The following is a 12280-nucleotide window of genomic DNA, read 5'->3' on the forward strand; positions in this document are numbered from 1 at the left end:
TCCGGCGCTCCTGCGTCGCTTATTTCCTCCCAGGATTCTTAGCCCCTGGCGCCTACGGCGTTGAGCACTGCTCCGTCGGGGACAAGCGAGCAAGCTCGCCAGCAGGCAAAAAACAACGGGGGAGAGGAGAACAACCCAACCCAGCGAAACCGGACCCGAAACCACTCGTACGTTCCATCAAAAAATAGGGACAAAACCCCTAGATATAAGGGCTAAAACCCCTTATTATTCAGATGAATAAATGGGAAAATAGATACATTGCCAACAGCAGGGACTCTGACTAAACCGACTACGAAACCTGAGGAATGAGCGCCATGACTATCACCGTCTACACCAAGCCCGGCTGCTCACCCTGCAAGCTCACCATCGGCAAGTTCAAAACCGCAGGACTTGATCCCCAGGTAGTCGATATCAGCGTCACCCCCGCAGCACTGGAATACATCACCGAGGAACTCGGGTACGCCCAGGCACCCGTTGTCGTCTATGAACGGGACGGGTCCGAAGATCACTGGTCAGGGCTGAACCCGGACAAGATCAACCAGGTCATCGCACTGGAAACCCCAACCCCTAACCCATAAAAAGCAGCACTCCCATCTATCACCGACGAAGGAAGCTGATCACCATGGCAGGCGAGCCCACCACCACCATTGCAGGAAACCTCACCGCGGATCCCGAACTGCGATTCACTCCCAGCGGCGTCCCGGTCGCCAACTTCACCATCGCTTCAACACCGCGGGTCCTGGACCGCCAAAGCAACGAATGGAAGGACGGAGAAACACTCTTCATCCGGTGCACCGTATGGCGAGAAACAGCCGAATACATCGCTGAATCCCTCACCAAGGGGAGCCGGGTCATAGCCGAAGGAACACTGAAATCCCGGCGGTTCGAAACCAAGGAGGGCGAGAACCGGACCACCATCGAACTCGACGTGGAAGAAATCGGAGCGTCCCTCAAATATGGTCCCGTGCAGCCGGCCAAACGCCCCTCACAGCCAGAACAGCAGGGCGGGAACCCCTACCTCGCACCCGTGGAGTAGAGAGCCATATGCCTGACAAGAAACTTGAGCTCGGTGGAGAGCATGACGTGTTCGTGCTCTCCACCGTACTCGAACGCATCCGGGACGAATTCCTGTACCGCAGCGAGGACCCCACAGAACGAACGGGCGCCCCTTTCCTGGAGTGGGCTGCTGCGGCCGAGAACCTTAGGCTCCAGGTGCTGGAGTGATGGCCATGGACCAGGGAACGCGATGAGTTACAGAAAACCTGCGTCATTTACCCCGTATTTCACAGAACAGGACGCAGATCAGGTCAGAGCCGCTTTCCTGGCAGCCGGCAGCGCGGAAGGCTACCAGTCAGTTTCAGAGCTCATTGAAAGCGCAGTGCTGCGTGAAGTCCGCCGGCTGCAGCGCAAACACAACAACGGCAAAAAGTGGGCCCCGGTGAAAGCCGGTTCACTGCGTCCCGGGCGCCGTACCCGCCAAGAAAAGGGTGGGGCGTGAATAAAGATTTCCTTCGTTGGTTGCGGAGGACAGAAAGAGGAGCGGGGACCGTGTGGTGCGGCCCCCGCTCCCGTCATTCCACCCCCAGTACCGGAAAAGACCTGAGACCTCCCTTGGCACTCACCGCCCTGGCCCTGACGATCACCGCCCTCACAGGGTGTTCCGGTGATACTGCACCGCGGGCAGCAACCGTCACCGTGGGGGAGGACCTGGAGTTCCAGGTTGACGTCGCGGACACACCCCAGCAGCAAAGCGAAGGGCTAAGTGGCCGGCAAGACCTTCCAGCCGGCACAGGTCTGCTCATTCCCTTCGAGTCAGGCAAAGAGCGGGAGGTGTGGATGGCCGGAATGGAAATCCCCATCGACATAGCCTGGATAGCCGACGGACGGGTTGTGCAGATCAGTACGCTGGACCCCTGTACGGAAAACCGCCAGAGTCTATGCCCCCGATGGAAATCACCGGGAGCGGTCGACGCACTGCTGGAAGTACCGGCAGGCGCACTGAAAGGCATCACCCCAGGAACACCCGTCAGCATCCGAGAGGAACAGCAATGACACCTACCCTGCTGGAGAAGAATGCCCCTGAACCCGACCCTGTAGACGAAGCCATCACCGCGCTCACCGCAGCTGCCCGCGGCCAGCGCATCGTTGGCGCCGGCACCGCCAACGAACACTCAGTATCGGCAGATTTCGCCGGCACTCTTTCCCGGGTCCTTGCTTCGGTTGCTGCCAACGTTGGCGGGATAGAAGCCCTCCTGAAAGGCCGGCCAGGATCCTGGGAAGCAGATTATGTGCGCCAGCTGCTGCGCAGCACCGTCGGGCCTACCGAAGAAAATCTCCTGCAGTACCGCACTGAACCGCTGCAGCTGAGCCTCAACGTCGAGGAAGTCTTCGAGCGATTCGGCATCACCGAGCTGTACTGGGAAGCGGTAGAAGAACTCAGCGCCCTCGAGGCAGACGCAGACGAGACGATGTTCCTGGACACAGCCACGCAGCAGGAAAAATCCCGGTTGGATGTCCTCCGCACCGAAGCGGCGCAGCTGACCGAAGCAGACACCACAGAGCGAAACCTCATCCAGCAGCAGGCCCAGGAGACCCTCCTGGCCGTGACCACCAGAGCAGTGCGGGCCGGCAACCCGGCCGCAGCGAAACTCAACAACGTCGTTGAAACCCGTGAACTCATCGACGACCTATGGCAGCAGGACCAGGATTCCTACCGCCACGCCTATGCCGAAGCAGCCCGCCACGCACTGAGCACCCGCGGCCTGACAATGTCCCTCGAAGTCACTGAATCCGGCGCTGACACGTCCAATCCAGCCTTGGAAGACCTGCACAGCTACGCGGAGAAGACCACCCCGCTGCCCATGACAGGCCAGGCCCCGGACTGGAACCAGGGCAAACCTGCCAATGCCCTCCGGGCCGCCGGCCTCACCTATCCGGCTAGGGTGAGCATCCAGCCCTAACAGCCTGTGGGAAAGGAATGTGATGGAGAGCTTTGAGGAAGTCATGGCCCGCATGGCCGCCGGCCGTCCCAGCCAGACGGGCCCGAAAGCCCCCGCTCCCGGGATCGACGTCGTTGCCATGTGGCCGGATCTGTTCACCGACATGAGCGACAGCGGCCGGAACGCTATCCGCCAGTCTTTTGCCGCGAGCTGGCACGACGGATGGGAACCAGACCAGGAAGATGTGGCCGACCTAGCCGCGCAGACCCGCGGAACAATCACCGCCGAGGAATACCGGCAACGCATCAGGAACCGCGCCCAGCCACGAGAAACTACGCAGCGGCCGGCAGACGAGGCCTAGCCCATGGAGCGGACTGAGGCCTGGGACTCCTGCTTCTACCCGGAGACCATCAACGAAGCAGGCTACGGGACCCTCAAGAACAAACTGGGGGAACGTGACCCCCTTGCCCTCCGCTCCATCGAATACGGCTACACCTCCATCCGCGAACGCGAACTGCTCTCCGGCTCAGCAAAGGTGGACCACACCTACGGCGCAGATCACCTCCGGGCCATCCACCACCACCTCTTCCAGGACATCTACGACTGGGCCGGCGAATTCCGGACCATCAACATGGGCAAGAACGCCGCCGACTTCGCCAACATCGAGAACGGCGACCTGGACCAGACGCTCAAAGAAGTTCAGCGAGCCGCAGGACAGGTTCACTGGGCCGACCTCAACGCCGAGCAGTTCGCCATGAGCTCCGCCGCCCTCTTCAGTTTCGTGAACCACGCCCATCCCTTCAGGGAAGGCAACGGACGAACCTCCAAAATCTTCATGGAGCACGTCGCAGAGCAAAGCAACTTCACCCTGGACTTCTCACAGGTCGACAGGGACCTGTGGAACGCCACCTCGGAGGCCAGCCGCCCCAAACCGGAACGGCCCTATCTGGACCCACTGCCCCTGGTCAAACGTGTTCGCCCTTGCGACCAAAGAACGCGGAGAAGGGCAGGGGAAAGGATCGGGCGGCGTTCACCTTGATCTGTCCAAAGCCAGCTATCCCGCTCCGGCCACCAAATCACTCACCAAAGCCCCACAGGGACAAGACACCAAAGCCCGGAGAGGAACCCCCTACCTGCCTGGACGAAGCATCGGGAACCATGAACGCTGAGGAAGAAACCGAGAACTGGGCACCGCAGCACTGGTCACGCCAGGAATGGTTCTACATGTGGACCAAAGGGCTGGACCCCCGACGAATAGCCAAGATATGCAGGGTCCCGTACCGGAAGGTCTACGATCATATCCGCACCCGCGTAAACCACAATCCCACCCTCTTCGGACAACGCCTCATGCTCCACGACCACCCTCAGATGCCTCGATGGGGACTGAAAAATCGAAAACCAACATGGCAGGAACGAGTCGACGAGCTGGCCGCATTCCGACGGGTACACGGACGATTCCCCCGCGGATACGTCGAGGATGAAAGCAAGCCCTACAGCTTCCTGCAGCACCAACGGAACGGCTATCGAGCCAACAAACTACCTGCAAGCAGGGAGTCCTATTTGAACGCACATGTCCCTGGATGGCTGACCCCGCGGAAACAAGACCGCGAAAACTCATTGTGGAAACAACGGGCAGTCGAGTTTGAGCTCTTTCTGCGGAGTCACGGGCGGTACCCACGCTATAAAACCGCCGCAGATGCAGCAGAGAGAACCCTCTCCGTTTGGCTGAAGCGTCAGCGACATTGTCTGCGGAACGGGAACCTGAAGGAAAATAGGACGGAATGGTTGAATGAAAGGTTCCCAGGATGGGATGTTATCGGGGAATGACATCGTAGCTGGCGAGGGCGAGATATACGTTTCGTTAGGATGAGCGATAACAACCTAAGCGGCCGCTCTGCAGGCAGCAGAGAGGAGCCGGAACTCGTTGGCGGCTGAAGCGGCTCTGAGGAAGAAGAAGGCGCCCTCTGTTGGGACGATGATCTCGGTGGGATCGGCCATCCTTGCTTTCCTAAAAATTTATTCCTTCGCTCATTGGGATACCTATACCGTTTCGACCATCCTGACCCACCAATCTTTCTCCGGCCTATTCGCTATTACCCTCGTAGTCCTGCTACCTGCTGCGCTGGTGGTGGCCTTCTGGATGCTGGCCACCAGCCTTGGTGAGTCGATACGGGAGGAGGAACCGTGGAGGTCAGCAGCGGTTACCTGTGTGCTTCTCGGTCTTGGATGCGTACTCCTTGCCCCCTGGAAGTGGGCGGCCTTCGTGTTCGTCTTTGGTGGTTTCCAAGTTGCATATGCGATGCTCGTCCGTGCCCTGCGGTCGTATCTACTGCGTGCTGGCAAGAAGGTACCGTGGCTTATTCGAAAGACTCGTCTACCCCACCAATCAAATACGCGGTTTCTCGCTATCGCTTTCATGGTGGTTGGCTTGTTAGTTATCGCTCTGTCTGATTGGGGTTGGTCTCCGAAGGAACGCTTAGAGATCCAGGGTGGTGAACGCGTTGGGTATTTCGTAGCGGAGCAGGCCGATTACATCGTCTGGATCGGTGATGATGACCGCCGGGTGGAGTTCATTCCTGCTTCCCGCCTCTTAGGAAGAACACCGTGTTTTTCCTCTGAACGTTCGCTGCTTGCTGAGTTAGTCGGGCCTGAACTGCGCTCCACCTCGTGCGAATAGCCCCTGTGAGCTCGGCAGCCTCAGATTAGTTGCAGGCCAGCATCCCGGGGTCCTGTCACAAACGACCCGTTACGACACCACTCACCAGAGGTGAAAGGGGAACGGAGGGCGCGCTGGTACCAACGCAAGTTGAAAACCTCGAGCCGCCAGCTCTCCACGGAGAAAGGGTTTGACCCTTGCTGGGTACCGGAATCCTCGGGAGATATGCGCTGTTATCGGCGGTTGTCGAGTTTGCGATCCGAATATGCCTCCGCTATGACTCGTCGCCCATCGCCACTGGGCGTGAATCCAAGCCGCCAGCAATGGAGTTGAGGTCTTGAAGCGAGATGCTGATTTCGTTGGCCAAGTCCGCGACCGATCGGCCTGTCGAAGTAATTAAGGAGATGGCGGAGCGCAGCAGCTTTGGCTGCTCTGTCCTCGGAAGCGGGAACGGCTCATCTTTTCGGCCGTAGTTCTTGTTCATGGTCACAACTGCCCGGCGATACGCGGCATCAGAAATCACACTCAGCGTTTTCGCTCGGTATAGCAGGGCGGCAATTGAAACACCCCACTCATGCTTGAGCCGAGCATAGGCACCCAAATCAAAACGCCGAGGGAGTAAGTCGATCATGTGTTGGTGGGGCATCAGAAGCTCGGCGGCGAAGGCATGTGCCTGTTGCTCTTGGCTACCGCCAGGATCAGCTTCAGGGTGGCAGATCAGGTGCCCGAGTTCATGTGCCGCATCGAACCGGCTGCGGCCGGCATCCTTGTCTTGAGGTCCGAGAACTACGATTGGCCGTCGGCCTTGGAAGTGGCTGAAAGCGTCTACGCCTTCAGCAGCTGTTGGAGCCCGGGTGACGAGAATGCCGTGCGCCTCCATATGTCGCACCAAGCTGCCAACCGGCCCCTCCGGCAACTTCCAGTGGTCTCTCAGCATTCCAGCAGCTTCAACGATGTCTTCTCCAGAGGTAAGAGATTTCTCGGGAAGATCTACTGGTGGGAAACGTACGTAGCGCTCAAGGACGTCGGAAACATCTAGTGCGAGTTCCGACCAAGCCCAGGCGGTTGAGCGGACAGTCTTGGTGGTGGACCGAAGGCTCCGAAAGTGTGTGCCGTCCAAACCGCCCGACGACACTGGCCGCCGATCGAATCGAAAGAAACCAGGCGTCACACCGGTTGCCATGGCCAATTTGGAAAGAGTCACGGACGTCGGGCGTGTGCGGCCTGTTTCATACTGGGAGATGGCCGAGTGCGTCACTCCAACTCTTTCGGCCAAATCTTTGATAGTCAGCCCAGCACGAAACCTAGCCAATCGAAGCCTGTCTCCGGAAAAGGCAGCTGTAGCCTCAGTTTGCATCCGTCTTTTCTTCCCTCACGAGTCCAAGCTGGAAGACGGGTTCCGGCTGTTCGTCGTAGGTAGGCATCGGGATGGCCTCGGTTGCCAGATGTTCCAGAGTGACCTCAGCGCCATTCTTGTCGACTCGTATCAGGTCTTCCCACTCCAAATGTTGCCCCGAAGAAGCGACGAGTTTGCCTACGTACACGGCGGTGAGTCCGGAATCGACGTCTCCGCTCCAGATGACGTGGACGACGGGCGTGGAACCCCCGTCGGACATTCCTTCGAAGGATCCTTGAGTGAATACGTTGGAAAGCGCGGCGCGGTGACGCGCTGGGGAGGCTCCAATATCGAAATTGGCCCGGTTACTCAGGTCGGCGCCACGCGCGGTACCGAAATGGAGCTCGAGGCCCTCCCGCCTTGCGCGTAAGCCTCCGCCCTTACGGCTCACGCGGAAATCATGTTCCTCTAGCGCAGAGGTAACGAGTTCAGTTGCCCGATGGTAGCGGTCACTGCCGAATGTAAATCCGTTGGAACCAGGGTCCAAATGATGGGCTTTGGCAATTTGGTGCGCCTCCTCGCCGCACCGTATGAGTTCGCTGATGAGAGATTCTTCTACTTCCAGACCGTCGCGCATAAACATGGCTAGATCGTAGCAGAAGATCTCAAATGATGCTTGGAATGTAAGTGGGATTTTGTGTCGGTGTTGAGTCGTGGTTAGTGCTGGGACAGTTCGTCGCTGCGGGGACGTGTGTTCTCAGCCCAGTGCGCGTGCGCCCGCTGAGCTGATCGCCCGTGAATCGCACCTCTGCATTTGATACCTGGCTGGGTTAGGGCTTCGGCCCGACGGAGAGTGCAGGTATCGAACTGTAGCCGGGGCCGCGCTGTGCCGCAGTTCATGCCCAACCTAGATACAGGAGGCGTTCATTGTGTCGATCATCGTCGTGAGCGCTGTTGTCGGCTTTTAGGGCTGCTGCTCATTCTGAGAAAGCACAGCGGCTCCGTTGAGTCGATATAGGTAACGGCGTCTCCTCGGATCAAATACATCGCCGTTCGGCTGCGGAAGCGGCACACTCAATGTGGTTAAGAGCGAGAGTGCTTGCAGCTCTTTAGTGCCCTTTGTGCGAGTTCCTGCAGAGATGAAGTACCTAGCAGGGAACTCTCTGGTGCCGAACCAAACGGCTTTCTCGCCGGCCCGCTCGGCGAGAAGGATGAGGAGCATGACGAGTCCGGGACCACTTAGTGCCTGGATGTAGCCCCCTGTCCACAGGGCGCTCGGGACCTTGAAGTAGAGGTGAGGATTCTTTGCCGCTGCAGTCTCAGTGCTCGGGAGTTGTGTCTTGGCGAAGCTAGTGGAGGGGAGCTGATACTCCGTATTATTCCCAGATTCATCCAAGATCGTCACAAGGGGCGGGTTTCCTGGAACCTTGTCCAGTCTAATTAGTTGCGCTTCCTCCAGACTCCTCAGAGCAGCCCTGACGCGCCTGCTTCCGCGATTGTCTGGGTCCTCTAAGTCTAGGAGGGTCGCCCAACCTCTTGCGCTTTTGTCTGTTGTGAATGGTGGCCGCGACGATCGCCATAACAAGGCCAGAAATAGCTTGAGGGGAACGACGCCGGATCGCCCCCCTGCGTAGAGCCTTGCCAATGGGGGCTTGTCGCCGTCTTGCGCACGCACAAAAATCTTCCGCACAGGGGTGCTGTCGACGCGACGACCAGAACTCTCTTGAACCAAATCAGCCGCATCCAGTGAGGCAGCTGAAGTGCCAACAGGTTCAGCTGAGCGGTGCAGGAATTTCGATATGGGACTCAACTCACTCACACCTGAAACTTACCGCCTCTTAATGTGCTTGCAGAAATCTTAACGTTCTCTCTAGTTAGCTTCACAAGCAGCGGCATGAGTCGGATGCAAAAGCAGCTCTACGAAACACAAAAGCGTCATCTAATTCATACACAAGCGTAGGGGGTTGAATTGTATTCCTATAGCGTTTGCGTGTCAATTATTTTCGGGTAAAGTCATAGATCGTGGGTACGGTAATCCGCAGCCCTCCATCCCGGTTTCGTTGCCCCGCTTCCGCCCAGCCGAAAGAGATTGTTAAGTGCCAGAATCGAGTATTTTCGAGCTCCACGCATGGGTGGATGAAAGCATGCGCACGGTGGCCGGGGAGGGTAGGTACTTGCTCGGTGCTGTTGTCGCTGATCCCTTAGCTTGTGATCCAGTCCGAGATGAACTTCGGTCCGTCCTGCCGAGAGGAGCTCGCAAACTTCATTGGACAGACATGGAGGACCGAGAAAAAAAGAGGGTCGCTGGTTTGGTTACTGGATTCGATATGGCTCACATGGTGGTCATTGGTACACCACTGGATCACCGCAAGCAGGAACATGCGCGGGCGAAGTGTATGGAGCGCCTGTTGTGGGAGCTCGGCCAGCTACAAGTAACTCGGGTCTATCTGGAGCAACGCACACAGTCTCTCAATGCCCGAGATATGAAACTAGTGCGGCACCTGCGCGGCAAGAAGTCTGTGCCTTCCGCGCTTCGTGTGGACGTCCAGCAGCCGTCTGTGGAACCCATGCTTTGGATTCCGGACCAAGTTCTGGGGGCGCTTGGGGACGCAGCTTCGAACGATGATACGTGGCTTGACCAGTATGCTGGGGCGGTTCAACAGATCGAAATCATGATCTAGACAACGCGAAGGCCAGGTCCCGCTAACCACGGGGGTCCTGGCCCTTACTTCTCTCCCACCCGCAGGAGGGGAGCTGCCACCATTATGTTCCGTTGTCCCCGACTTGTCCAGTTATGCACAGCCCTGGGCATTTGTGCCGCCTCGTAATTTGCTCTTCCCAATTCTCTTGGTCACTTGAAGGTGCCCTCTGCTTTTCTGGTGGGCCCTCGTCAGGCCGCGGTATATCGAGGCGATGCAAGGTCAAGAGCTTGAGACCATAGGTTGTTGTCTCGCAACCTATGGGTTGCAAGCCATCTGTAGGAGACAGTCGTGTAGCCACGGAATTCCGGGTTACGGTGTGTCTTGCCACCATGTGTCGCAGGTATCACGGCCGATGCTGGCATGGCCTTCGGTTGAGGGACATGTTCGGTTGGACTGCCCGACGACGACCTGACCCGCTAGCTAACGAGTGGTGAGGCCTAGCAGGGAGAGGGCTGTGCGGAGTTCGGGTGTCTCGGAACTGAGGTTCACAACTTCGATGTCAGTGACGTGGGCACTGATCTGTCCGTCGGTGTCACGCTCAAAGATGGCCCAGAGCAGAAGGTCATCACCGTGCCTTGAGCGGAACTGGATTCCGTCGCAATAATCCGAGCCGTCGGTATTCTTCCGGGTCCATAGGTACTGGGAAACCTCCTGGGTGAGCAGTCGGTTCTCAGCATTCTTCAGGGCTGCCGCGTCGAAGTCCTTGAGGTTGTACGCCAGCGCCTTGCCTTTAAAGAGTGGGTGAAGGCCCGCGACCGTTTCTGCGGAAGTGATGTCAACGAAGCGGCCGGTGAGGCGAGCCGAGCCAGCAATACGGTTCAACAGCCACTGGTCAATGTCCAGTTCCCCGGGGCGGACGCTGGGGAACTGTTCCGCGTCGGACTCGTCTTCTTCAATCGCGTCGATCTCAGCCACTAGATAGGGATCCGGCCGGTGTGGGGCCAGGAGTTCAACCAGACAAGCTAGGAGGCTCTCCGCGGCGTAGACCGTTCGGTAAAGGCCATGATCGAGCGGATCCCACCTGCCGTTGAAACGTCCGTCCGGTCCAGCCCACCGCCAATCGGACCATTCCCACGGCTGGGGAAGGAACCCAACCCGCCAGGCCCGCTGATCAAGATCTGCGAACTTCATCCGAGGCGGGCGAAGGCTCGGGCTGCGGCCAGAACCTCAGGGCCGCTTTGGTCCGGGTTGGTTTCCCGTATTAATCGCGCGGGGGACCGGTCCTCCAGCTGAGGGTTCATGCCCTGAAACCAGGTCTGAGCAATCCGGTGACTGTTGGACTCCATGATGATTCCTGCCACGTGATAAGACAGCCGCAGGCGGGCTTCGGTCTCGGCGGGCATTTTGCGGGAGCCTTCAGCCCATTGCCGGACCGCACGGGTTTCTCCGACTCCTGCCAGATAGGCGACTAGCTTGGCGCCTAGCATGTCGCGGAGTTCAGCCACTAGGGGAGCGACCTCAAGGTTGATGGACTCACGGTAGGCGCGGATGCCGGGAGAAGCTGTCTGACTCATAGCCTGATCATGTCCCAAATCGAGGGCGACCGCAAGCAAGATGCCGGTTCGATCCCACCCTATTTCCCAACCCGGTTCCCTGTAATCGCTAAACCCGTGAAGGGCCGCCGCCGCGCGGACGTGTTCCCGCACCCGAGCCCAGGGGATGGCACGTGGCCATCAAGGTGTACGTTGCACGATCCGGTACACCGTACTTCTGGCGACCTTGAAGAGTTCGGCGATCTCGGTGGTGGTGTGCTGGCCTCCCATATAGGGCTTCTGCTCTTGCCGGGCCGAAGAAATTGACGGTACCGACTCCCATGGACCTAGCAAAGTGGGGGTTTTGATTCTTGTCAATTACTCCTGGCCCTGCCACTTTCGTGATAATTGCACGTGACTCCGCTGAGGCATGAGCGACGAGTCAAGGGTCTGCGGCATTGGTGCTGTGGCGTGTGGTTAGTGCCGCAGGGTATCGATTGGCTGTGTTCGACCGAGGCCTGGCAAGAATCGGCCGACCTTGGCGGTGTAGCGGGCGTAGGTGTGTGGGTGGGTGCGGTTCAGGTAAGGCTCTTCGACGAGGCGAACCTGTATTTCCACTGCCAGGAACAGGCATGCCAGAGCCGTTGCGCTTACCGGGGTGGGGATCATGAGCGCAATTCCGGTCATGGCGGTGAGCATGGCGGAGAACACCGGGTTGCGGACCACAGCGAACAGGCCGGTGGTGACTAGATCCGTGTGTTCGGTTGCGTCGACGCCGATGCGCCAGGAAGCGCCCATGCCGCTCTGAGCGGCCAGGGTCCCGAGAAATCCAATGATGGTCAGGATGATCCCGAACCAGGCGAGGCCGGGCGATTGGGGCGGGACGATGAGGTCGGCGAGGGCCAGGGCGGGACCAGCAGCACCGAGCACGATGGCTGCGGCGAAGAGGACTCCGCCCCACCACTCGATCGACCTGGGTGTCCCGCTGATGCCGCGGAAACCGGTGGAACCGGTTCTGCGACGGTGCATCCAGGACCTCACCCCGAACGTGGCGATGACGCCGGCGGCATATAAACCCAGAGCAAGGAGCGACGCTGTCTGCACTGACACGAGTGGCCTCGATTCCTCAACCACAAGGGCTGAAAGGTCGTACGGAGTTGCCGGCGGGTTGCGGG

The 12280-nt window shown here is 58.8% G+C and carries 16 protein-coding genes and 1 pseudogene; 10 read left to right on the plus strand and 7 right to left on the minus strand.

Features of this window, described 5'->3' with window-relative positions:
- Positions 1 to 314 precede the first annotated feature (314 nt).
- From GD628_RS15765 to GD628_RS15805, 9 genes are all read left to right on the plus strand, one after another.
- Positions 315 to 578 carry a glutaredoxin family protein gene (locus GD628_RS15765; RefSeq protein ID WP_152275407.1) on the plus strand — a complete coding sequence of 88 codons (264 nt, stop codon included), beginning with the start codon at positions 315 to 317 and terminating at the stop codon, positions 576 to 578.
- A gap of 44 nt (positions 579 to 622) precedes the next feature.
- Entirely contained in the window at positions 623 to 1036 is a 414-nt protein-coding gene (locus tag GD628_RS15770; protein ID WP_152275351.1) for a single-stranded DNA-binding protein, read from the plus strand.
- 8 nt (positions 1037 to 1044) lie between these two features.
- Positions 1045 to 1224 carry a hypothetical protein gene (locus tag GD628_RS15775; protein WP_152275352.1) on the plus strand — a complete coding sequence of 60 codons (180 nt, stop codon included), beginning with the start codon at positions 1045 to 1047 and terminating at the stop codon, positions 1222 to 1224.
- Positions 1225 to 1246: 22 nt separating this feature from the next.
- Entirely contained in the window at positions 1247 to 1498 is a 252-nt protein-coding gene (locus GD628_RS15780; protein ID WP_152275353.1) for a ParB family protein, read from the plus strand.
- A gap of 113 nt (positions 1499 to 1611) precedes the next feature.
- On the plus strand, positions 1612 to 2052 hold the full coding sequence (locus GD628_RS15785; RefSeq protein WP_152275354.1) for a DUF192 domain-containing protein: 441 nt from the start codon (positions 1612 to 1614) through the stop codon (positions 2050 to 2052).
- Positions 2049 to 2960 (plus strand): hypothetical protein, encoded by a 912-nt coding sequence (locus tag GD628_RS15790; RefSeq protein ID WP_152275355.1) that lies wholly within the window; start codon positions 2049 to 2051, stop codon positions 2958 to 2960. The genes GD628_RS15785 and GD628_RS15790 overlap by 4 nt, the downstream gene beginning before the upstream one ends.
- A 22-nt stretch (positions 2961 to 2982) precedes the next feature.
- Complete coding sequence (locus GD628_RS15795) at positions 2983 to 3300, plus strand: antitoxin VbhA family protein (RefSeq protein WP_226802595.1); 318 nt, start codon at positions 2983 to 2985, stop codon at positions 3298 to 3300.
- Between the two features lie 3 nt (positions 3301 to 3303).
- Complete coding sequence (locus GD628_RS15800) at positions 3304 to 3978, plus strand: Fic/DOC family protein (RefSeq protein WP_152275356.1); 675 nt, start codon at positions 3304 to 3306, stop codon at positions 3976 to 3978.
- 885 nt (positions 3979 to 4863) lie between these two features.
- Positions 4864 to 5616 carry a hypothetical protein gene (locus GD628_RS15805; protein WP_152275357.1) on the plus strand — a complete coding sequence of 251 codons (753 nt, stop codon included), beginning with the start codon at positions 4864 to 4866 and terminating at the stop codon, positions 5614 to 5616.
- 253 nt (positions 5617 to 5869) lie between these two features.
- Here the strand turns inward: GD628_RS15805 and GD628_RS15810 are convergent, their stop codons facing one another.
- The 3 genes from GD628_RS15810 to GD628_RS15820 form a co-directional block, all read right to left on the minus strand.
- Complete coding sequence (locus tag GD628_RS15810; RefSeq protein ID WP_152275358.1) at positions 5870 to 6952, minus strand: helix-turn-helix domain-containing protein; 1083 nt, start codon at positions 6950 to 6952, stop codon at positions 5870 to 5872.
- Positions 6942 to 7574 carry a hypothetical protein gene (locus GD628_RS15815; RefSeq protein ID WP_152275359.1) on the minus strand — a complete coding sequence of 211 codons (633 nt, stop codon included), beginning with the start codon at positions 7572 to 7574 and terminating at the stop codon, positions 6942 to 6944. The genes GD628_RS15810 and GD628_RS15815 overlap by 11 nt, the downstream gene beginning before the upstream one ends.
- A gap of 321 nt (positions 7575 to 7895) precedes the next feature.
- On the minus strand, positions 7896 to 8336 hold the full coding sequence (locus GD628_RS15820; RefSeq protein WP_152275360.1) for a hypothetical protein: 441 nt from the start codon (positions 8334 to 8336) through the stop codon (positions 7896 to 7898).
- A gap of 871 nt (positions 8337 to 9207) precedes the next feature.
- Here GD628_RS15820 and GD628_RS15825 point away from each other — a divergent pair.
- Positions 9208 to 9612: a hypothetical protein gene (locus tag GD628_RS15825; protein WP_152275361.1), complete on the plus strand. Its 405-nt coding sequence runs from the start codon at positions 9208 to 9210 to the stop codon at positions 9610 to 9612.
- 441 nt (positions 9613 to 10053) lie between these two features.
- On the opposite strand, the gene GD628_RS15830 is transcribed toward GD628_RS15825, so the two are convergent.
- The 4 genes and pseudogenes from GD628_RS15830 to GD628_RS15845 all read right to left on the minus strand — a co-directional run bounded on the left by GD628_RS15830 (position 10054) and on the right by GD628_RS15845 (position 12215).
- Positions 10054 to 10764, minus strand: coding sequence for an RES domain-containing protein (locus GD628_RS15830; RefSeq protein ID WP_152275362.1), 711 nt, complete (start codon positions 10762 to 10764; stop codon positions 10054 to 10056).
- Positions 10761 to 11147, minus strand: coding sequence for a hypothetical protein (locus GD628_RS15835; RefSeq protein ID WP_152275363.1), 387 nt, complete (start codon positions 11145 to 11147; stop codon positions 10761 to 10763). Before GD628_RS15835 ends, GD628_RS15830 begins: the two co-directional genes overlap by 4 nt.
- Positions 11148 to 11306: 159 nt before the next feature.
- A pseudogene (locus GD628_RS15840) lies at positions 11307 to 11399 on the minus strand (helix-turn-helix domain-containing protein); the annotation flags it as partial.
- A 183-nt stretch (positions 11400 to 11582) separates the two neighbouring features.
- Positions 11583 to 12215 carry a methyltransferase family protein gene (locus tag GD628_RS15845; protein WP_226802596.1) on the minus strand — a complete coding sequence of 211 codons (633 nt, stop codon included), beginning with the start codon at positions 12213 to 12215 and terminating at the stop codon, positions 11583 to 11585.
- Between the last annotated feature and the right edge of the window lie 65 nt (positions 12216 to 12280).

The organism is Arthrobacter koreensis, assembly GCF_009193255.1.
Taxonomy (GTDB): Bacteria; Actinomycetota; Actinomycetes; order Actinomycetales; family Micrococcaceae; genus Arthrobacter_B; species Arthrobacter_B koreensis.